15 protein-coding genes are annotated in these 20817 nt (G+C 64.5%); 8 read left to right on the top strand and 7 right to left on the bottom strand.

Translation table 11 applies throughout. The annotated features are described in order from the left end of the window. Positions 1-72 precede the first annotated feature (72 nt). Both FRC96_RS05200 and FRC96_RS05195 read left to right on the top strand, forming a co-directional pair. Entirely contained in the window at positions 73-2328 is a 2256-nt protein-coding gene (locus tag FRC96_RS05200) for an FG-GAP repeat domain-containing protein (RefSeq protein ID WP_146973445.1), read from the top strand. Positions 2329-2564: 236 nt separating this feature from the next. Continuing rightward, complete coding sequence (locus tag FRC96_RS05195) at positions 2565-3359, top strand: hypothetical protein (RefSeq protein ID WP_146973443.1); 795 nt, start codon at positions 2565-2567, stop codon at positions 3357-3359. Between the two features lie 528 nt (positions 3360-3887). Here FRC96_RS05195 and FRC96_RS05190 read toward each other — a convergent pair. The 7 genes from FRC96_RS05190 to FRC96_RS05160 all read right to left on the bottom strand — a co-directional run bounded on the left by FRC96_RS05190 (position 3888) and on the right by FRC96_RS05160 (position 10009). After that, positions 3888-4628, bottom strand: a complete 741-nt coding sequence (locus FRC96_RS05190; RefSeq protein WP_230469900.1) for a DNA alkylation repair protein — start codon at positions 4626-4628, stop codon at positions 3888-3890. A 126-nt stretch (positions 4629-4754) separates the two neighbouring features. Next, on the bottom strand, positions 4755-5918 hold the full coding sequence (locus tag FRC96_RS05185; protein WP_349632744.1) for an acyl-CoA dehydrogenase family protein: 1164 nt from the start codon (positions 5916-5918) through the stop codon (positions 4755-4757). 187 nt (positions 5919-6105) lie between these two features. Beyond that, positions 6106-6729, bottom strand: coding sequence for a hypothetical protein (locus FRC96_RS05180; protein ID WP_146973438.1), 624 nt, complete (start codon positions 6727-6729; stop codon positions 6106-6108). A gap of 268 nt (positions 6730-6997) precedes the next feature. After that, a complete protein-coding gene (locus FRC96_RS05175; RefSeq protein ID WP_146973436.1) occupies positions 6998-7594 on the bottom strand; it encodes a hypothetical protein in 597 nt (198 codons plus the stop codon). A gap of 327 nt (positions 7595-7921) precedes the next feature. Beyond that, on the bottom strand, positions 7922-8470 hold the full coding sequence (locus tag FRC96_RS05170; RefSeq protein WP_146973434.1) for a hypothetical protein: 549 nt from the start codon (positions 8468-8470) through the stop codon (positions 7922-7924). Between the two features lie 16 nt (positions 8471-8486). Beyond that, positions 8487-9152 (bottom strand): hypothetical protein, encoded by a 666-nt coding sequence (locus FRC96_RS05165; RefSeq protein ID WP_146973432.1) that lies wholly within the window; start codon positions 9150-9152, stop codon positions 8487-8489. A 191-nt stretch (positions 9153-9343) separates the two neighbouring features. Next, a complete protein-coding gene (locus FRC96_RS05160; RefSeq protein WP_146973430.1) occupies positions 9344-10009 on the bottom strand; it encodes a hypothetical protein in 666 nt (221 codons plus the stop codon). 169 nt (positions 10010-10178) lie between these two features. On the opposite strand from FRC96_RS05160, the gene FRC96_RS05155 reads away from it, so the two are divergent. The 6 genes from FRC96_RS05155 (at position 10179) to FRC96_RS05130 (ending at position 20806) form a co-directional block, all read left to right on the top strand. Further along, positions 10179-11570, top strand: coding sequence for a CCA tRNA nucleotidyltransferase (locus FRC96_RS05155; RefSeq protein WP_146973428.1), 1392 nt, complete (start codon positions 10179-10181; stop codon positions 11568-11570). An 85-nt stretch (positions 11571-11655) separates the two neighbouring features. Beyond that, a complete protein-coding gene (locus FRC96_RS05150; RefSeq protein ID WP_146973426.1) occupies positions 11656-15780 on the top strand; it encodes an MYXO-CTERM sorting domain-containing protein in 4125 nt (1374 codons plus the stop codon). Positions 15781-15948: 168 nt separating this feature from the next. Further along, complete coding sequence (locus tag FRC96_RS05145; RefSeq protein ID WP_146973424.1) at positions 15949-17646, top strand: SpoIID/LytB domain-containing protein; 1698 nt, start codon at positions 15949-15951, stop codon at positions 17644-17646. 167 nt (positions 17647-17813) lie between these two features. Then, the gene (locus FRC96_RS05140; protein WP_146973422.1) at positions 17814-18140 is read left to right on the top strand and encodes a Rieske (2Fe-2S) protein; all 327 of its coding nucleotides are present in this window, start codon (positions 17814-17816) and stop codon (positions 18138-18140) included. Positions 18141-18314: 174 nt separating this feature from the next. Next, the gene (locus FRC96_RS05135; protein ID WP_146973421.1) at positions 18315-19679 is read left to right on the top strand and encodes a hydroxymethylglutaryl-CoA reductase, degradative; all 1365 of its coding nucleotides are present in this window, start codon (positions 18315-18317) and stop codon (positions 19677-19679) included. A 182-nt stretch (positions 19680-19861) separates the two neighbouring features. After that, the gene (locus FRC96_RS05130) at positions 19862-20806 is read left to right on the top strand and encodes an alpha/beta fold hydrolase (protein ID WP_230469898.1); all 945 of its coding nucleotides are present in this window, start codon (positions 19862-19864) and stop codon (positions 20804-20806) included. The last annotated feature ends 11 nt before the right edge of the window (positions 20807-20817 follow it).

Genomic DNA, 20817 nt, shown 5'->3' with positions numbered 1-20817 from the left:
GCGGGTAGGTCCGGGGATGTCCAGGCGGCAGGGCTGTGTGGTTGAGGCGAATTGGGATGTATGGAGGTCGACGTGCGCAAGTTGAAGTGTAGTCAGGGTGTGTGGTGGGCGTTGGTGGTGATGGTGGTGCTGGGCGCAGGCTGTGGCGATAGCGCGGAGGAGCTGGAAGAACTCGACGCGGGCGCAGATGTCCTGGATGGCGGAGAGGATGCGGACGCCGAGGATGTCGGGGGTCGCGACGTTGAGCCGTGCCTCGATGGCGAGGAGCAGGCCTGCGATCTGAGCGAGAGCTGTCAGGGGATTCAGGTGTGTGTTGAGGGGGAGTGGACGGCGTGCGAGGTGCCGGAGGAGAGCTGCGACGGGGTCGACAACGACTGCGACGGTGAGATCGACGAAGACTTTGCCGGTCTCGGTGAGGTCTGTGTCAGCGGGGAGGGGCAGTGCCAGGTTAGCGGAGAGCTGATTTGCGGGGATGACGGCCTGTCGGTGACGTGCAGCGTGGAGGCCGGTCCCGGGGTGGAGGAGGTGTGTGACGGGGTCGATAACGACTGCGATGGGGAGGTTGATAATGTCGCGGCGCTTGGCGAGAGCTGCTCGGTGGGCACCGGGCAGTGTGCAGCGAGCGGGGTACAGGTCTGTGATGTAGAGGCGCGGGCGCTTGTGTGTGACGCGGTGGGCGCTGAGCCGAGCGTGGAGATCTGCGACGGGCTCGACAACGACTGCGATGGGGAGGTCGATAACGTCGTCGGTCTTGGGGAGGGCTGCTCGGTAGGGACGGGGCAGTGCGTCGCGAGTGGTGTGCAGGTCTGCGATATGGAGACCGGCGGGCTGGTGTGTGACGCGAGCGCGGGGAGTCCGCAGGTCGAGACGTGCAACGGTCTGGATGATGATTGCGATGGGGAGGTGGATAACGTCGCCGGTCTTGGTGAGAGCTGCTCGGTGGGTACGGGGCAGTGCGCGGCGAGTGGTACGCGGGTGTGCAATCTGGGGGCCGGGACGCTGGTGTGTAACGCGACGCCTGGCAGTCCGCAGGCCGAGACGTGCAACGGGGTTGACGACAACTGCGACGGCACCCCGGATAATGTTGCGGGTCTGGGCAACAGTTGTTCGGTGGGCGTGGGCGCGTGCCGACGCACCGGGAATCGCATCTGCGATCTGGGGAGTGAGAGCCTGACGTGCAGCGCATCACCGGGGACTCCCAGCGCGGAGACGTGCAACGGGGTCGACGACAACTGTGATGGCACCATTGATAATACGAGCGTGAGCTTCGGTTCAGCGGCGTCGTATGGGGCGGATCGCGGCTGCATCGCTATGGCGGCTGGCGATATTAACGGGGATGGTCGCGTGGATGTGGTCTGCGCTCCGGTCCTCAACTCTGTGACCAGCCCGGATACGCGTCTGTTCGCCTATGTGAATCAGGGCGGGGGGAGCTTTTCTGCGGCCAGGTACCTGCAGGCCGTGGCGGTGTCGCCCTTCCGAGCGCAGAGCGGTTTGGAGCTGGGCGATGTCGATGGTGATGGCGACCTCGACATCGTGGCAGTCGGCGAGACGATGAAGGCGCAGGTGTATATCAACACTGGGAGCGGGCAGTTTGCAGCTCCGTATGAGGCGTTCCAGTACAGCCCGGGCGGGGAGCCGGGTACCAGCGGGTTGGTGCTCGCGGATATGGATGGGGATGGGGACCTGGATATCGTGACCACGATCGGGACGATTCGGTCGTCGACCTGGCAGCTGGCGCTCTCTCGCAATAACGGAAACGGCAGCTTTGGGGCGCCGACGATTATCGACGCCACGGCGCCGAGTGCCCGGGCGCTTCGTTCCGTTGACGTCGATGGCGACGGCGATCGCGACCTCATTGCCGTGAATGCCTCCGAGGTGCTGCTCTATCGCGCGAGCTCGCCGGGGGTGTTCGCAGCACCGAGCGCGGTGGTGAGTGGGACGGCGGCGTTGGGTCATGATCCGGTGCTGGCGGATGTGACTAACGACGGACGGGCGGACCTGCTCTTGCCGGCAAGCGGGATGCGCTATTTCGTGCCGGGGACGGCGAGCGGGTTTGGTAGTGCGCAGTCGACGTCTGTACAGGCGACCGAGATGTCGGCGGCGGTGGGGCAGTTCGACTGCGACGGCGCAGCCGAGGTGATGATCGTGGCTGCCAATGGAGGCGCTCCGCTCTATTACCTGGCAACGCCGCCGAACCTTAGCAGCCAGCGGGCGGCGGAGGGGCAGAATGGTAACGCGGTGCGCGTGTTTGATGTCGACAATGACGGAGACGATGATGTGGTGATCGGCTCGCTGGACAACGGCATTCGGGTGTTGCGTCGGCAGTGAGGTAGGGCGGTCGTTGAGGGGGGCGACCGTCGGTCGCGGGGGGGAAGGTCGCGTTGCGCGGGGGGGCGTGATTGTGGCAAAACAGATCGTATCAGTACTAACTCAGTCTCTCTGCGGGGGAGACACCGCTGCTGGTAAACCGGAGCGCGGACGTGGGCTGCTGTCATAGGGACGGTGGGTTGCGGGCGTTCTGGGGGATGGGCGGGACGCGTCCTTTAGGGATAAGGAGCGGTGCTATGTCGGAGACCAAGTTCGATGCGACCTTGCAGTCCTGGATGGAGCGAGGTGCGACGCGATTGGGGCCGGTGGCGGCCAAGGTGGACGATGAGTATGCCCGTCGCGTGCTGGAGTTGAGCGTGGCGTTGCTGCTGGCGCGCCTGGGGCCGTATCGGCTGGCGGTGGCCCGGGCACTGGAGGAGAACGAGAAGGCGGCGCGGGCAGCCGAAGATGTGGCGCGCGCGGAGGCGGAGGTCAAGAGCAGCTACGGGCGCTTGTATGCGACGGCGCAGGCCGCGTATTACAGCGCACGCGCTGATCAGACGCAGGACGATGAGCTGCTGAAGCGGCGGTTGGCCCGGGGGATGTCTCGGACGCCCTCGGTTTTCAACAAGTTGGGGATCGATCGTATGCGCTCGATGATGAGTACTGCCCTTCGTTACGCGGAGGGGGCGTTGGGAGTCGATCTGCCGGCGGTCGTGGAGGCCCAGCAGGCTTTCGATGATCTGAGTGCTGCGTTGGATGCCGCCGACAACCAGAAAGCCCGGGCGGTGCATACGATGCAGAAGCTCTTTCAAGCTCGTGAGCAAGCGAAGAGTGCCTACATCGCTGCCCGACAGTTCGTGGACGGAGCGCTTTCTCTGGACTCTGATCGTAGTATCGCGCAGCTGATGCCGGCGATCAGCGATATGTATATGACCCGTCAAGGTTCGAGCAGTGAGCTGGCCGTCGAGGAGACGCAAGACGAGGCTGAAGTCGTCACGGGCGACCCTGTCGTTGGTCCTGTTGTGGTGGACGACACGGCCGAGGCCTGAGCATGTGATGGTGTTTTAGAACATGAACCCCTTCGGAGCGCCGGAGGGGTTTTTTATTGCGCGCGCTATGGCGGTGACGTTCGAGTAAAGGAGATTGGTAGCGAGAACGGCAGGTCGGCGCGTGGAGTGGTGGATCTTGGTAGCAAGAACGGCAGGTCGGAGCGTGGAGTGGTGGATCTTGGTAGCGAGAACGGCAGGTCGGCGCGTGGAGTGGTGGATCTTGGTAGCGAGAACGGCAGGTCGGCGCGTGGAGTGGTGGATCTTGGTAGCGAGAACGGCAGGTCAACGCGTGGAGGAGCGGATCTTGGTAGCGAGAACGGCAGGTCAACGCGTGGAGTAGGAGATCTTGGTAGCGAGAACGGCAGGTCAACGCGTGGAGGAGCGGATCTTGGTAGCGAGAACGGCAGGTCAACGCGTGGAGTAGGAGATCTTGGTAGCGAGAACGGCAGGTCGGCGTGTGGAGTCGTGGATCTTGGTAGCAAGAGCGGCAGGTCGGCAAGTGGAGTGGTCGACTACGGCGACAGCGTTTCAGGTGTTTAAATGTTTGGAGGCTTCGCGGACGCTCAGGGGAGAGAGGGCATCGGCGTGGGTGTTTAGAAAATCACGGACGGCCTCGGGGGCCGTACGAGCGTATTCGCGCAGGGCCCAGCCGATGGCTTTTCGGATAAAGAAGTCCTCTTCGTCGGCCAGGTGGAGGCAGTAGGCGAAGAGTTTTTGGGGATCGGTGTGGGATTTGAGGCGGTTCTGGGCGAGGAGGGCGGCGCGGCGGATCCAGAGGTCGGGGTCGTGGAGCCAGCGATCGAGGGTGGGCCAGGTCTGGTCGGGGGATTTCTTGAGGACTGTGCCGACGAGGTGGGTGGCGATCTCATCGACAAAGTCCCACCAGGCGCCGTCACGGATGAGGCGTTCGTAGAGGGGGAGTGAGGCGGGGGAGATGAAGGGTTTGAAGCGTCTGGCGAGGCGGATGGCGATGTATTTTTCTTCGCGGTGGGGGAGGTTCCAGAGGGCTTCGATGAGGGCGACGTAGTCATCGTGGGAGGAGAGGTGGATGTCGGGGGCAATTGCTTTGACGATCTGATCGCGGGGGCCGGCCTGCACGCCGTAGAAGGGCATGGAGGTCTTCATGTAGGCGGCCATCTTTTCGGCTTTGTCGGGGTCGGCGAGTGTGTGGAGGTGTTGGGAGACGCTGCGGGCGTTGGGGGAGGGATCGAAGGTCATGGGAGGAGGGGGAGGGAGGTTGAGGGGACGGGACGACGAGGTCGTTTCCAAGACAACGCCGCTACACAAAAGCCCCGGCGCACCTGGGAGGTGGGTCGGGGCTTTTGTGGTTGTCTCGCGCAGCGGCCCTGCTCCGGGAGCGTGGGGCTGCGCGAGGAGGGATCGAGCAGCGGGAGATCAGGCCTCGCGAAGGATCTCGCGGCTGATGATAACGCGCTGGATCTGGGAAGTTCCTTCGTAGATCTGGAAGATTTTGGCGTCGCGGTAGAGCTTCTCGACGGGGTACTCGGTGGAGTAGCCGTAGCCGCCGTAGACCTGGACGGCGTCGCTGGCGACCTTGACGGCCATGTCGGCGGCGAAGGCTTTGGCGAAGGCGGCCTGTTTGGTGTTGCGCTCACCCTGGTCGTGGAGCCAGGCGGACTCCCAGACGAGGTGACGGGCGGCCTGGATGTTCATGGCCATGTCAGCGAGCATGAAGCTGACGGCCTGGTGGTGGGCGATGGGCTTGCCGAAGGTGGTGCGCTCGAGGGAGTAGGCGCGGGCGTGCTCGAAGGCGGCGCGGGCGAGGCCGACGGCGGCCGACGCGACGATGGGACGGGACTTGTCGAAGGCGCCCATGGCCTGGGCCCAGCCGCCGCCTTCTTTGCCACCGAGGACGTTTTCGGCGGGGACTTCGACGTTGTCGAAGCTGATGGAGCGGGTGTCGCTGGCCTTCTGGCCGAGGTTGATCTCTTTACGGCCGACCTCAATGCCGGGGCTGTCGGCGTCGACGATAAAGCCGGTCAGGCCGCGGTAGCCGGCGTCCTGGTCGGTGTAGGCGAGCACGAAGTACCAGGAGGCTTTGGCGCCGTTGGTGATCCACATCTTCTGGCCGGAGATGCGGTAGACGTCACCGTCTTTGATGGCGCGGGTTTTGACGCCCTGGACGTCGCTTCCGGCGCCGGGTTCGGTGACGCAGTAGGCGGCCATATGCGGGGTGCCGTCGTCTTTGAGGCTATCGACGAGCATGCCGAGGTATTTCTTCTTTTGTTCATCGGTGCCGAACATGATCAGCGGCGCGGTGGCGAGCTGGTTGGCTTCCATGGCGGTGCCGATGCCGGTGCAGCCCCAGGCCATCTCTTCGGAGAGGATGCAGGCTTCGAGTGCGCCGAGGCCGAGGCCACCGTATTCGGCGGGGACCATGGTGTTGAGCAGGCCGAGTTCCCAGGCTTTGGTAAGGATCTCCCAGGGGTATTCGCCGGTCTTGTCGTGGTGTTCGGAGGCGGGGCGGATGACATCGCGGGCGAAGTCGCGCGCGGTCTTCTGGTACATCTTCTGGTCGTCGCTCAAGCCGTAGCCGATCATGGTCGCTCCGTGGTGGGGGTTATGAATGGTCATTCAGTAGGCGGCGTAAGGTTCGGATAAAGGCGCGAAGAAGTAAAGGGGCGGGTGGGGGAAAGGCGAGCGGGAAGGGGATTAAGGCGGGTCTACGGGTAGCAAAAAGCCCACCGGGGGCGGTGGGCTTGAGTGACGAGGTTGTGTGGCGGGCTCAGGGGATGAGGTCGAGGCAGGATGAGGCGTAGAGCATATTCGCGGCGTCGTTGAGCCAGTCTGAGACCCCGGCAGGAGCATCCTCTTCAGCGGCGGCGATGGTGGCGGCGCGCTGGTCTTCGCATAGTGAGAAGGCCTCGTCGTTGGCGGCGTTGCACTCGGTGGCCTGGCGTGCGGACTCCATACAGACGGCCTCATCATCCAGGGCGTCGAGGCCGGTCAGGAGGAGGGTGCGCAGGGGGGCGACGAGGTCGTCTTCCGGGTTGATGTAGACCTCCAGCTCTTCGTTGAAGCAGGCCTCCATGGTTTCGACGAAGTCGTCGGGGAGGGGCTCGTGTTCGTCCAGGCACTCCTGCGTAGAACTATAACCAAACTCCTCCGGGTAGCAGCGGCAGTTGTAATCTCGCTCGCCGGATATTGTGAACTGAAGGCGAGCGAAGAACTCGGCGAAGAGCTCGTCGGTGGAGCGGTTGGTGCCGTCGCCTGTGTCGTCGCCGGCGTCAGGGAGGTTGACGTCGTCGCTTCCGGAGGGGGTGGAGCGGCGCTCGGAGGAGCCGCAGCCGAGGGTGAAGGAGGCGGCGAGGAGGGTGAGTAGCAGGGCATGAGCGAAGCGGTGTTTCATTTCTACGATCCTGTGTGTCCAATCTCAGTGGGAAGGGGGCCGTGGTGGCCGATGGCAGTGCGGCTGATGGTGAGCCACTTCGCTTTCGAAGTCACGGGTCGGGGGGGGGACTTTCAGGGGCTTTCAGGGGGAAGTCGTTGGTTTTTAGCGTCAACGGCAGCTTCGTCGAAGCTCTGGAACCGGCGCATGCTGGCGGCGTCGTCGAGGGCGTCGAGGCTGGTGAGGAGGAGGGTGCGCGTTGCTGTTCTACGGAGCGTTCCATGCACGTTCAGGGAGCGCACTCGGGGTCATACAGGGCTTCAAACGCGTCATCGAGCCACTGCCAGATTCCGGGAGCGAGCTCGGTCATCTCGCGTTCGGCATCGTCTTCATAGGTGGCGAGGCAGGCGTCCTGGGCGCGGAAGGCTTCATCGCCGCAGGAGAGGTGGGCGTTGTCGAGACAGCGTTTGAATTCGGTCAGCAGGCGGTCGCTGGTTTGAAGGGCCGCATCGATTTCGGGAGTGCGCGCGGGCATCGCGTCGGCGTTCTGGAGCAGGCAGCTTTGAAAGGCATCGATCTCATGGCGCGGAGGAAACTCTTCGCTGCGGCAGTCACCTTCGGACGCGTAGCCCGCATTTTCAAAAGAACAGCGGCAGACGAGGGTGTCGTAGGGGAAGTCGAGGGTGACCTCCATGAGTTGGACGCGGAGCACGGAGGCGGCGGCGTTGGCATCCGGGCTGCCCTGGGGCTCCTGGCCCTCGATCTGGGTGGGGCCATCGTAGCCCGTAGCGGAGCCGCGACGCTCGGTGGGGCCGCAGCTCGTGCTTACGAGGAGCGTCAGGAGCACGGTTAGGGTGTGAGAGACGTTGCAAGGTGGGTGTGGCACGGCGGACCTCGGCGGCAGGTGGTGTGAGTGCGTGGACTATGCCGAGTTGCGGCGAGGAGGTCACGTGAGCTCCGAAAGAAGCAGAAACACGTGGAGATACGCCGACTGCGCGCAAAAAACGCTCGCCGGATTGGCGAGCGTCGATGGTGGGGCGCGTGATGTGGTGGAGGCTGAAGCGAGGTTAGTATTACGCCGTGAGCTATCGTTGACGCCGCGTCTGCTGCGTTGTGAGCATCTCGGGCGGCGTTGCAAAGCCTCGACGATGCTAAAGCATCGCCTGCGTTTTGCGCCTTGCCCGAGAAGCTCTCAACCTCGCTGCCATCGACGTCAACTTCTGCTCACGGCGTAGTAGCAGCCGGCGTTGGTGGCGGCTTCATCGAAGCTCTGGAACCAGCGCACGCTGGCGTCGTCGGCGGGTTCGGCTTCGAGCTCGGCGACGAGGAGGGCGCGGCAGTTGGACTGGCGGTTGAACTCGGCGTCGGAGCAGTCGTCGGCGCCGAGGTCCAGGCAGCGCTGGTAGGAGGCGGAGGCGCGTTTGTAGCGGGTGGTGAAGTCGCGCACGCCGTAGGGGGCGGGGGGGAGGTTAAGGACGACGTCGTAGGTGCACTCGAAGAGGTTCTGGCGGTCGGCGTCGCTGATCGAGGTGCGGTCCATGCATTGCTGTGGGGAGGTGTAGCCATCGTCTTCGTAGAAGCAGGCGCAGGCGAAGGCGTCGGCGTCGGCTTTTATGAGGAGGAGGTGGGTGAAGGCGGAGGCGAAGTCCGTGGCGAGTTGGGGGGAGTTGCCGGGGGCGCCGCGTTGCGCCTGAGAGGCGAAGGCGCTGCAGCCTGCCAGGAGGCAGGCTGCAGCCAGGGTGAGCATGGAGGTGCGGGTCATCATGGCCATCTAGATTTTAGAGGTCGCCGTCGGGGGAGGGGCCGTCGCCGGTGGAGGGAGGGGTCTGGCCGCCGCCGGAGCCGGGGCCGAAGCTGAAGCAGCCGGCTTGCTCGATGGCGCTTTCGAACTGATCGATCCAGGCTTCGTCCTCGGAGGAGGGTTGGTAGCCCTCGATGACGGCGTCGCGGTTGTCCTCGCAGGTCTCAACGGCGTCTTCGACTGTATCCGGGTCGTCGGAGCAGGAGGAGGTGTCGATGGCGGCGATGCAGGTGTCAAACGCGTTGGAGGCAGCGAGCCCTTCGTTGGCGAAGGTCTGGAGTGAGGCGGGGGCGGATGGGATGTTTGAGGCGGCGTCGGTGAAGCACTCGATGAGGTCCTGCTGCCCGTCGGGGTCGTCGGTGTTGTCCTGAGTGCATTGTTCTGCGCTGTCGTAGCCCATGTTTTCGAAGGAGCACTCGCAGTAGAGGGCGTTGAGGCTGTTTTCGTTGCGGACGTCAGCGCTCAAGAATTCGGTGAAGGTGGCGACGAAGCCCGAGGGGCCGCCGTGGTCGGGGTCTTCGCCTTCGACCTGGGTGGGGCCATTGTAGCCGGTGGGGGCGCCGCGTCGCTCGGAGGAGCCGCAGGCAGCGGAGAGGGCGAAGGTGGCGATGAGGCAAAGCGTGGCGAGGGCGCGGTACGACATGGCTCAGGCTCCGGGGAGAGGGGCAGGGGACGTTGGGTGATGACGGGGGAATGGTGCCGTGATGTGCGTGGAGGTTCAAGGGGGAAGGGATCGGGAAGAGGGGAGTTGATGGCAAGAATACAAAAAGCCGCCCGGGTGCCGGGCGGCTTTTTGTGAGTCAGGCTATGGGACGCGTGATGCGCCGGGGAGCCTTATTCGGCGGGAGCCGGGAAGAGGTCGTCGTAGCAGCCGGCATCTTCGACGGCGACGGCGAAGGTGTCGTTGTACCAGGTGAAGCCGGGCTCGGCGGTGCAGGCACCAAAGGCGGTGTCGAAGGTGGTGCCGCAGGCTTCGAGGGCGGCGGTGGTGTCTTCGGAGCAGACGCTGGTGTCGATGGCGCCGAGGCAGGTCACGAAGTCATCGGTCGCGGCGGTGTCGCAGGCGGTGTAGGTGTCCAGGCCGGCGGCCGGGGCGGTGATGTCGGCGGTGGCGGCAGCAGCGCAGGTCTCGAACGCGTCAAGGGCCTCTTCGGTGATGACGAGGTCAGCCAGGCAGTCTTCGGCGCTGTCGTAGCCAGCTTCGGCAAAGGCGCAGTTGCACTCCTCGTCGGAGTAGGTGTTGTTGATGGAGCCGTAGAGGGCGATTTCGGTGGCGATGACGGCGGCGACGTCTTCCTGGTCGGCGGGCACGTCGTCGTCGCCGACGTCGGAGTCATCGCCGGCGTCGGAGTCGTCGCCAGCGTCGGAGTCATCGCCGGCGTCGGAGTCATCGCCGGCATCGGCTTCGGTGTTGGGATCTTCATCGGCCTCGGAGCCGCAGGCGCTGAAGGTGCCGGTGGCGAGGAAGAGGGCGAGGAGGAGGGTAAGGAGCTTGTTCATTTCAGTACCTTTCTGGTGATGTCAGGGTGAATCCAAAACAGGGGAGGGGTTTTAGCAGCGATTTCAACGACGTCAAGGGTGACGCGGTGCGTCGAGGATCGATGTTTGCCGAGGTGGAGGGGATTGGGTACACCAGCGGCAGAAGACTGATGGGCGAGAAAGGAGCTTGATGAAGCGCTTATTTGAAGCCTTTGAGAAGGCTGGCAAGGAACTGTATCTGGTGGGCGGGGCGGTGCGCGACGTGGCGCTGGGGATCCCGATGGATGAGCTGGATGACCTGGATTTCTGCACGAACGCGTTGCCCGAGGAGTCGCTGGCGATCATCAAGGGGGCGAACCTGCCTTATTATGAGGTGGGCAAGGAGTTCGGGACGATCGGGGCGGTGCTACGGGGGCCTGCGGAGAAGGGGTATCCGAAGGATTGTCAGGTCACGACGTACCGCTCCGCGGAGTATTACCGGCGAGGGAGCCGGCATCCGGTGGTGACGTACGGGGATACGATCGATCAGGATCTGGGGCGGCGAGATTTCTCGATCAACTCGATGGCGATGAACGCGGAGGGGGATTTCATTGACCCGTACGGGGGCCTCGATGATTTGCAGAAGGGGGTGATGCGGGTGGTGGGGGACCCGTGGGAGACGCTGGCCGAAGATCCGTTGCGGATTTTGAGGGCGGCTCGTTTTCAGAGCCGGCTGGGCTTTACGATTGACGCGGAGTTGAGGCAGGCCTCGGCCGACCGTGCGCATTGCATTGAGGACATCAGCCGGGAGCGCTGGCTTCAGGAGATGACGAAGATGCTGCACGGGCCCTACATCCATCAGGCGATGGCGTTTCTGGAGGAGGTGGGGCTCTTGCAGATCATTTTGCCGGAGGTGGCGGGGCTGCGAGGTTTTCACGGGTCGAGCCCGGTGCATCATAAGGATCTGTGGGAGCATACCCTGCAGGTGATCACACAGTGCCCGCAGTCGGATGCGCTGAAGTGGGCGGGGTTGATGCATGACGTGGGTAAGCAGTGGACGCGGGAGGTCGATGAGGAGGCCGGACGCGTCACCTTTTATGGTCATGAGGAGGCGGGGGCGCAGGCCTTTGATGAGGTGGCCGAGCGATTCAAGATGGATAAGGCAACCGCGAAAGAGGTGCGTCATATCATCGCGTTGCACGGGCGGATTCCACAGTACAGCGGGGCGTGGACCGATCCGGCGGTGCGGCGGCTGGTGCGGGAGCTCGATCCTTATGTGGAGAGCATGCTGGACTTTGCGCGTGCGGATCTGACGACGGCGTCGATGGAGAAGCGAGATGCCGCGCTGGAGCGTGTCGAAGAGCTGGCCGGGAGAATTGAGGCGTTGGAGCAGGCGAAGTCGCTGCGCCCGGAGCTTCCCAAAGGGATCGGGCGCATCTTGATGGATGCCTTTGGTCTGAAGCCTTCGCCTGTGGTGGGGCGGTTGAAGAGCGCTCTGGAAGAGCGTATCGTGGAGGGCCTTCTGGAGAGCGGCCGCGAGGCCGATTATTACGTGGAGAGTTTGCGCCGGGATCCGCCCGAGGACGGGCTGGAGCTGGCTTAAGACCATCTTAGATGGAGCGAGTGCGCCCGGAGTCAAAGGTGGCGCGCTTGCCCGGGATCAGGATAGCGCGATGAGAGAGATGACGATGAGCCTTGGGACACGCTGGGTGCGCCGCGCCACGCTCTGGACGACGGCCCTTGTGGTGATGGGCTGTGATGGTGGCTGCGATATGGAGGGGTTTGCCGAGGTTCCCTACCCCGAGGAGCATATCGACAAGACGGTGCCGGTGAGCGCGGAGGTGCGCCTGAGCAGTCACGGGCTCTCGTTTATGGCCAATGAGGTTCCGAATCTCATCGGGGCGGTGCAAGAGGAGGGGTTGAGTTTTTGTATTCCGCCGACGGAGTCGAGCAACTTCCAGTTCTGCCACGAAGATTCGACCTGTGATGATGGCAGCGTGGGCTGCCAGTTGGATCTGACGATTGAGCACGCCGCGCTGACGCCGCAGGCGCCGAATACGCTGGAGGCGAATATTACGGTGGGGAACCTGGCGTATTCGCTGCCGGTGGAGGGGGATTTAGGTTTTCTCGGCGAGCCGAGCTGTTGGCTGGACCTGTACCGGGTGGGCGGATCGCGGGGGGACGCGGCGCAGGTTCCGGCGCGGATTCCTGTGACCTTCGGGGTCGATGAACTCAGCCCCTTTAACGATCTGCGCATTGAGGTGGGGGAGGTGGAAGCCAACGTTAACGGCGTCTACTACACGTTGCGAGGTCGCGATACGAGTAACGCAGGCTGTGCGGCGCTGGCGACGCTGGCGGCGTCGTTTGCCGATAACACGCTTAAACGTTTGATCGCCGACGAGCTCAACAACGCGGTGCAGGAGGCGGTGACCGGGCAGGTCTGCCAGGTGTGTGGGGATGGCGAGCCGGCGTGTGGTGCGGGATCGAGCTGTGGGGAGGTCTCGGGGACGCAGGTCTGCGTGTATGACGCGAACCAGAAGTGCGTGCCGCGGATGCTGGGCATTGAGGGGGCGGTGGAGCTGGGCGCGCTGATTGGCGAGTTCTCCAGCGGTGATATTGCGGACATCTATATGACGGGGCGCCTTGCGGACCGGGCGGTGGCCGATACGGGGCTCTCGCTGGCGGCGCGGGCGGGTTTCCAGCCGGAGACCTATGAGACGTGTGTGCCGGTGGACCCGACGACGCGGCCTTCGTTCGAGCCGATCGCGCCGTCGCCGACGATTAACAGTGATGTGAAGCCGGATGGGACGCCCTTTATGTTCGGTCTGGCGCTGAGCCAGCGGGCGTTGCAGCACCTCTTCTGGTCGGTGTGGTCGAGCGGCGGGCTGTGCGCGTCGGTGGGCTCGGCGCAGGTCGATATGCTCTCGACGGGCACGATCGCCGGGCTTGTGCCCTCGCTGAGTGTGTTCTCGACCCGGGATGCGCCGATGCGCATTCAGCTCGCGCCGCAACAGGCGCCGAACGTGGTGCTGGGGGCCAACGTGGTGCGCACCGAAGGGGGCAGCCGCGAGGTGGAAGAGGGCCTGCTGACCCTGGATTGGAAGGATGTCGACCTGCATATGTATGGGTTTGTGCAGGAGCGCGATACTCGCCTGTTTACGCTGCGCACGGATATTGAGCTTCCGATCGCGGTGACGATTGACGATCAGGGCCAGCTCTTCGCGGTGCTCGGCGACATTGAAGGTGCTCTCAAGAATATTCGCGTGCTCAACGACGAGCTGCTCGCCGGCGACGCGCAGGCGCTGATTGATCTTTTGCCGACGTTGATGGGCTTTGCGCTTCCGGCGCTGACCGAGGCGCTGGCCGATCCGATCGATCTTCCGGAGTTTGTGGGCTACCGCCTGCTGCTGGATGACGACGATATTACGGGGATCGACAACAACCAGTACCTGGGGCTTTTTGCGGACCTTGAGTTTGTGGGGAGCGCGCCGTCGGCGGGGTTGATGTCGGTGGTGGGCTCGGAGGTGTTGAAGAGCAAGGTGATGGTGGCGCAGGAGGAAGGCAAAGCTCCGCAGGTTCGATTGGAGCTTGATGTGCAGGCGACCGAAAGCGGCATGCCGGTGGTCGGTGATGTGTATGAGTACGCGTACCGTCTCAACGGCGGGGTGTGGCAGCTCGCGGGGGTGGGGCCGAACCTTGTGATCGCCGATCCGATGTTGCGCCTGGAGGGGGAGCATCAGGTGGAGCTTCGGGCGCGCGCGATGCGCGAGGGGGCGCGCTGGCAGTCGGTGCCCACCGAGCATCGCGTGACGGTGCATTACAGCGCGCCGAAGCTGAGGCTGGCCTGGGGCGAGCGCGCGGCGCTTGTGCAGGTGGATTCGGCGAGTGCGTTGCAGGCGCTGGAGATGCGCGTGCGCTGGTTGGATGCGCGTGGCGAGGGGGCGTGGAGCGCCTGGGGGCCTGTGCGTGAGATCGCTGAGGTGAAAGGTCACGAGGCGCTGGAGGTTGAGGTGCGTGATGAGGTCGGGCGTAGTACGCGGTCGACGATCGCTTCCCGAGGTCAGGCGTTGGGTCAGGATGACGATGGTGACGGCGACGGTGGCTGCGCGACGACGTCGGGCAGCAGTGGTCCCGGAGCGCTGCTCCTGATGGTGGGGCTGCTTGTGTTGGCGCGGCTGCGCCGGCGTGTGGCCGGAGCTGCGGCGATGGTGGCGCTGCTCGGGCTTATGGTCGGGTGCAGCGATGACGCGGGGCAGGCCTGCGCGAGTGAGTGTGCGGGCAATGAGTCGTGCGTCGAAGGGGCGTGTGTGCCGCTGAGCTGTGAGAGCAGCGCGGATTGCCCGGAAGGCTATTGCGAAGGCGGGCAGTGCCTGGCGGGATGTTCGGAGCCTTCGGATTGCTCGCAGGAGTGCGGCGTCGGTGAGTTTGCGACGTGTGGCGAGGGCAATCAGTGCGTGTGCGAGAGCTTCTGCGCGGAAGGTTGCGGGGAGTCGCAGTATTGCTGCCAGCAGACCAACAGTTGCACGGAGTTTCCGAACTGGTGTGCCGATGTGACGTGTGAGCCGGGCTTTGAGCCGGAGATCACCAACATGGGAAGCTCCGATCCGGTGGCCTGTGAGGTGACCGGTGGGAGCTGCGAGTGTGTGAAGATGCCGCCGATTCCGGTCGGGTATTTTGGCGGGTACACCTCAATGGACAGCCAGGGCGATCTGGTGGCTGCGAGCGCGTTCAACCTTCGCTATCAGGACCTGATGGTGGGTGTGGCGCGGGGCGGTCTGGAGCTGGAGTGGATGTTTGTGGACGGTGTGCCCACCCGCGGTCGTATTCGCGGTGATGTGGATGGTCCGCGCGGCGGTCGCACCGACGGTGGCGATCGGGTGGGGACGCATACCGCGCTGGCGATCGATGAGGATGAGGTGGTGCACGTCTTCTACCGCGATGAAGATGCGCAGGTGTTGAAGTACGCGCGCGGCGTCGAGTCGGGTGGGAGCTGGGAGTTTGAGATCAGCGTGCTCGACGAAGACGGCGATGTGGGGCTCTCAACGGCGGTGTTGCGGCAGGGCAATGTGCTGCACCTCTTCTATGTGGCGCGTGGTGAGGATGGGAGCTCGGAGCTTCGTTATCGCGAGATTCCGGCGGATGGCGCGATCGATGCGCTGGTCGACCTCACCCCGCAGGTGCTCCATCAGGGCATGCGTGCGCCGGTGGAAGGGCTGGAGGCGCATCCGCCGGTGGTGGCGCTGCATGTGCAGCCGCGGCAGGTGGGCGAGCGCATCTTTGTGAGCTTCTTTGACAACGTAGCTCAGCGCGCGTCGTGGATGTGGCGCGATGCCCAGGGGCAGTGGGGTGGCGTGATGCAGTATGGCGAGGCGACCGGGGTGTACACGAGCCTCGTGCCGGATGAGGCCGACCAGGTGCACGCGGCGTATATGAAGGTTGACCAGATGGCGCTGGCCTACCGCGCTCCGGGTGGGGCGGAGGAGCTTGTGGTCGACGGGATTCGCGACACGGTTGGCGGCTGGACCGACGCGCCGATCGGCGATGACGTGACGATCTTCCGGGAGGAGGATGGGAGCGTGCGGCTCTTCTTCCAGGATGCGACCAACCACCGCTTGATGGCGGCGACGCGCGCTGCGGCGGGTGGCTGGGACGTGGAGACGCTGGCCGGGAGCCTGGAGTCGGGGACGGCGGCGCACGGGTTCTTTACCCGGGCGATGGTCTGGCCGGAGGGCGGCTGGGTGGTGGCCGATATGATGATCGACACCCAGGTGGACCCGCCGGTGGGTGAGGTTATGCTGCGCCTGGTGCAGTGAGTTTGCAGGAAAAGCGCGCGGCCTGGGCCTGCGCGTGAACCCACGATCGAGCAAGGCATGCACCAACGCCGGCGTCTCAAAAGGGCGCCGGCGTTGGTGCATCCGGGGCACGCTCGGGTTATGGTGGGGGAGAGGCCATGGAATCGGCAGACGACGTACAGGTAGGCGATGCAGAGCAGTCAGGTGTTTGGGAAGTTCGGGTGGGGTGCGATGGTGGCGCTCCTGATGGTGATGGGAGCGCAGCATCACGCCAGCGCGCAGGGGCGCGAGCTCTCGACGGCGGATCGGGTGGCGATGTTGTATGCGCCGCAGCTCAACTTTACGCGACGCGGCGATCCGCTGATTCGGCTGGGGATTCTGGAGGGCGAGGAGCAGGTTGAGTTTACGCCGAGCGAGCCGATACGGGTGATGCCGCAGGGGCCGGGGGGGCCGGAGATCGATCTTCCGGGGGATACGACGTACACGGTCACGATGAGCAACGGGAGGGCGGGGCGCTACAAGCACTGGGTGGTGGTGGACCGGGTGGCAGTGGACCAGCGCGAGCGGGTCGACGGCGTGCTCGGGCAGTGGGAGGGACGCGGGATGATGCCGCGCACCTTTGAGGTGGGGGGGCTCTTTGCGGTGCGCGGCAAGGTGTTTGATTCGCGGGTGATCCTTGTTTGCGTGGGCGGGGCGGACACCTTTGATGAGGCGCAGTCGTTGCGGCGTCGGCTGGAGGCGCAGTTCGGCATCAACGGCAGCGTGCACAGTGAGCGCCTGGAGTTTCCGGGAGGCACACTGACGCTGAGTGGCCGGGGGCTCGATGTGAGCATTCGCCACGATGACGTGCTCTGGGTGAGCTCGCGGCGGGGGCGAGAGGAGTCGATTCGCTATTCGGTGCCCGGGATCAAAAAATCGTATGACGCCGGGGAGGAGACCCGGCGCTACACCGGAGAGCTGATCTTTGCCTCGGACAAGAACGGCAAGGTCGCGGTGATCAATAACCTGGGGGCGGAGCGGGTGCTGAAAGGCACCGTCCCGTCTGAGATTTACGCCTCGGCCCCCCAGGGGGCGCTCAGGGCGCAGGCGATCGCAGCGCGAAATAATATCTTTGCCGCCATCGGCGTTCGCAATCTCGCAGACCCCTACATGCTGCGCGCCGATGTGTACGATCAGGTGTACGGGGGCATCGACAATGAGGACCCGCGCACCAATGAGGCCGTCGACGCCACCCATGGCGAGGTGATGTTGGCGGGCAATCGCATCGTCGATGCGGTGTACAGCTCCAACGCCGCAGGCTTCACCGAGAATAACGAGACAGTTTGGGATGCTGAGCCCTGGCCGCATCTTCGGGGACGTCCGGATGCGCCGGCAGGCGATGTGCCGGAGGCGTTTAAAGACGGCATTACCGAGGCGAATATCGAGGCGTTTCTCGCCAGCGATTTTCCGGCCTACAGCAAGACGGCGCCGGTGAGCAGCGCGCGGCTCTACCGGTGGACGCGAGAGGTGGAGGCGTCCCAGGCGCAGAGCTGGCTCGCGGAGCGCGGCGAAGATATCGGCCGGATTCGCCATGCTGAGGTGATCAGCCGCGGGGTGAGCGGGCGCGTGATTCGGCTGCGCCTTGAGGGGGAGCGTGGCGAGGCGGTGGTGGAGCGAGAACTCAACGTGCGCAGGCTCTTCGGAGGGCTGCGCAGCGGGCTCTTTGTGATGTCGATGGAGAAGGGGCGAGATGGGTTTGTGCGCACGTTCAACTTCCGCGGGGGCGGCTTTGGTCACGGGGTGGGGATGTGCCAGACCGGGGCGATTGGGATGGCGTCGCAGGGCAAGACGCATCGCGAGATCCTGACCCATTACTACCGCGGCATCGACGTGACCAAATTGTACTAGGCTCGCCGCGGCAGGTTGCCGGGCGACGGGCGCGACCTCCTGAGAGAGGACGAGGTGGGAGTTGAAGAGGGCGCGCCGGGGCGGTAGAGAGGAATGGGCGCCGGTGTTCAAGGGTTCGTGAACAAACGCGGGGTCAGTGGGCCTCGACGGACGCTTCTGGAGCAACGATGGCGACACGAGAAGAGCTACTGGCGCAGGGTTTTGAAGAGGTCTGCGGACTGGACGAGGTGGGCAAGGTTTTGCCTTCGCGCGTCAAAGTTGGCGAGCGCTCGGTGCTGCTCTGCATGGATGGCGAGCGGGTGCGGGCGGTCGATGAGATCTGCCCGCATAAGTCACGGTCGATGGCCTACGGGGTGATCTTCGACGGGAAGATCATCTGCCCGCATCATCAGTACGCGTTTGATCTGGAGACGGGGCGCTGCGATCACCGCTCAGCGCCGGTGCACGTCTATGAGGTGGTGGTTGAGGATGAGCGAGTGTGGGTGCGGCCTTAAGGGGCGCCCGAAGTGAGCGACCATTTACGGAGTGACGCGACCGGTTATCGGCGGAGGCGACCATTCGTCGATTCTGGTTTGCCCTGGACGGGGGTGGCGTCGAAGGTTCATCGGTCAGCGATCCGCAGGGTGCTGTGGACGACCCTCAGATGACCTTTTGTATGGGAGCGAGCGATGTTGGAGACTCGCAGAGCACAACGTGACGATCGAGTGAGTTGTCAGGACGATAACGAACGGCCCAGCAGCCGTATCGGAGGCTTTTACCGGATGAACACCCGTGAGCGGGTGGACTTGCTGGTGGAGCGCGGGGTGATTGACGCGCAGGACGCCGCTTTGTTGCGCAGCCACGGCGGCGGTCTGGACGCGCAGATGGCCAACCAGATGGTGGAGAACGCCATCGGGGTGCTGGAGCTGCCGCTGGGGCTGGGGCTGAACTTCAAGGTCAACGGGCGCGACTATCTGGTGCCGATGGCGGTGGAAGAGCCGAGCATCATCGCGGCGGTGAGCCACGTGGCCAAGATCGCGCGCGGCAGCGGCGGGTTCGAAGCGCGCGCTGAGGGCAACGTGATGATCGGCCAGGTGCAGGTCGTCGGGTGTCAGGATTGGGATAAGGCGCGCGAGGCGATTGAGGCGCAGCGCGAGGAGCTGATTGCTTCGGCCAACGCGCTGCAGCCCAATATGGTCGAGCGTGGCGGCGGGGTCACCGGGCTGGAGGTTCGGCTGATCGATGAGGGCAACTACCAGCGGATGCTGGTGGTGCACCTCTTCATCGACTGCTGCGACGCGATGGGGGCCAACGCCATCAACTCGGTGGCCGAGGGCATGGCGCCGCGCATCGAAGAGCTCACCGGCGGTCGGGTCTTTTTGAGGATTTTGAGCAACCTGGCGGATCGTCGAAAAGTGCGCGCGACTTGCCGCATCCCTTTCAGCGATCTGGCGTGGAAGTCCTTCAGCGGCAAAGAGGTTGCCGAGGGCATCGTGCTGGCCAGTGAGTTTGCCGAGGTCGATCCCTACCGGGCGGCGACGCATAATAAAGGCATCATGAACGGGATCGGCGCGGTGTGCATCGCGACCGGCAATGACTGGCGCGCGCTGGAGGCCGGCGCGCATGCCTACTGCGCGCGCGACGGGCGTTACCGCCCGATGGCGATCTGGCGCATTGAGGGGGAGGCCCTGGTGGGGATTCTGGAGATCCCGATTCAGGTTGGTACCGTCGGCGGTCCGATTCGTCTGCACCCCACCGTGCAGCTCGCTCACAAGATCCTGCGTATCGAGTCGGCCGCGGAACTGGCCGAGGTGATGGGCGCGGTGGGGCTGGCCCAGAATATGGGGGCGCTTAAGGCGCTGGCGACCGAGGGCATTCAGCGCGGGCATATGTCGCTGCACGCGCGCAGCGTGGCGGCGACCGCCGGTGCACAACCTGAAGAGTTGGACCGTGTGGTGGAGCGGCTCATCGAAGATGGTGAGATCAAGGTGCATCGCGCCCGTGAGATTCTTCTGGCGATGCGCGCCTCCGGGGAGCTGGAGGCGGCCAGCTGATGTCGCGCGCTCGGGTTGCCTGCGCCGGTGATGGCGTGAGCCCGGGGCGGTCGGGTGAGTCGAGAGGTGTGAAGGTCAGGGAGCCGTCCGCGCGAAGCGCGGGCGGCTCTTTTTTTCTGGCGGCGGCGCGATAGAGTGGGGCTCGTTGATGGGATGAATACTGTTCAATGTGGAGTGATGTGATGGGAGCGAGCTTCGAGGCGTTGATTCTTCATGCCAACCGCGACTACTACCGCGCGCAGGCCGAAGCGGTGGGGTTGGGCGAGTCGGTGCGATTTTTTGCGTACACCGGACCCGAGGTGCAGCTGCACGTGGCGGTTGCCGGACCGGAGGACGGGGCGGCGGTCTTTTTGCTGCACGGTTTTCCAGACTCCTGGATGGGGTGGGCCAGGCAGGTGGAGGCGTTGGTGGAGGCGGGCTACCGCGTGATCATGCCGATTCAGCGGGGCTACGATCGCAGCGATAAGCCGGAGGCGGTGGAGGATTATCGCCTGGAGGTGTTGGGCGGCGATGTGATCGGGATCATGGATGCGCTCAACATCGATCGGGCGCAGCTTGTGGGGCATGACTGGGGCGGCGCGCTCACCTGGTGGCTGGCGGCGCACAGGCCGGATCGTTTTAGCTCGGCGACGGTGCTTAACTGCCCGCCGGTCAAGGTGTTGGCCCGGGCGTTGTGGTCGAACCCTAACCAGTTCTGGCGAAGCTGGTACGTGATGCTCTTTCAGGTGCCGGGGCTGGCAGAAAAGATGCTCTCGGCCCGTGACTACGGGGCGCTCCGGGGCGCGATGGTGGGTGAAGCTAAGAAGGGGTCGTTTCAACGCGAGGAGATCACGCGCTACATGGAGGCCTGGCGCCAGCCGCAGGCGTTGCGGGGCATGCTCTCGTGGTACCGGGCGGCGCGCTACAGCCTTCGCGCGCCAGAGCCCGCGCTGATTGAGTTGCCGATGTGTGTGATCTGGGGCACGGCCGATAGCGCGCTGCACACCAGCCTGATTGAGCCCGCGGTAGCGCGTTGCGCGGCAGCCAGGGTGCATCGCATTGAGGGCGCAAGTCACTGGGTGCAGCGAGACGCTACCGACGAGGTCAACGCATGTCTGCTCGCACACCTGGACGCGCATCGCTCGTGAAGATGACGCGC

The sequence above is a fragment of the Lujinxingia vulgaris genome, assembly GCF_007997005.1.
In the GTDB taxonomy this organism is placed as follows: Bacteria; Myxococcota_A; Bradymonadia; order Bradymonadales; family Bradymonadaceae; genus Lujinxingia.
The sequence above is the reverse complement of the archived record's forward strand: the minus strand, read 5'-3'. Positions and strand labels throughout refer to the sequence as shown.

Bases quoted from the DNA above. Each gene is read 5' to 3' on its own strand.
- FRC96_RS05195 (WP_146973443.1), top strand. From the start codon at position 2,565: ATGTCGGAGACCAAGTTCGATGCGACCTTGCAGTCCTGGATGGAGCGA.
- FRC96_RS05180 (WP_146973438.1), bottom strand. From the start codon at position 6,729: ATGAAACACCGCTTCGCTCATGCCCTGCTACTCACCCTCCTCGCCGCC.
- FRC96_RS05170 (WP_146973434.1), bottom strand. From the start codon at position 8,470: ATGACCCGCACCTCCATGCTCACCCTGGCTGCAGCCTGCCTCCTGGCA.
- FRC96_RS05165 (WP_146973432.1), bottom strand. From the start codon at position 9,152: ATGTCGTACCGCGCCCTCGCCACGCTTTGCCTCATCGCCACCTTCGCC.
- FRC96_RS05160 (WP_146973430.1), bottom strand. From the start codon at position 10,009: ATGAACAAGCTCCTTACCCTCCTCCTCGCCCTCTTCCTCGCCACCGGC.
- FRC96_RS05155 (WP_146973428.1), top strand. From the start codon at position 10,179: ATGAAGCGCTTATTTGAAGCCTTTGAGAAGGCTGGCAAGGAACTGTAT.
- FRC96_RS05150 (WP_146973426.1), top strand. From the start codon at position 11,656: ATGAGCCTTGGGACACGCTGGGTGCGCCGCGCCACGCTCTGGACGACG.
- FRC96_RS05145 (WP_146973424.1), top strand. From the start codon at position 15,949: ATGCAGAGCAGTCAGGTGTTTGGGAAGTTCGGGTGGGGTGCGATGGTG.
- FRC96_RS05140 (WP_146973422.1), top strand. From the start codon at position 17,814: ATGGCGACACGAGAAGAGCTACTGGCGCAGGGTTTTGAAGAGGTCTGC.
- FRC96_RS05135 (WP_146973421.1), top strand. From the start codon at position 18,315: ATGTTGGAGACTCGCAGAGCACAACGTGACGATCGAGTGAGTTGTCAG.
- FRC96_RS05130 (WP_230469898.1), top strand. From the start codon at position 19,862: ATGGGAGCGAGCTTCGAGGCGTTGATTCTTCATGCCAACCGCGACTAC.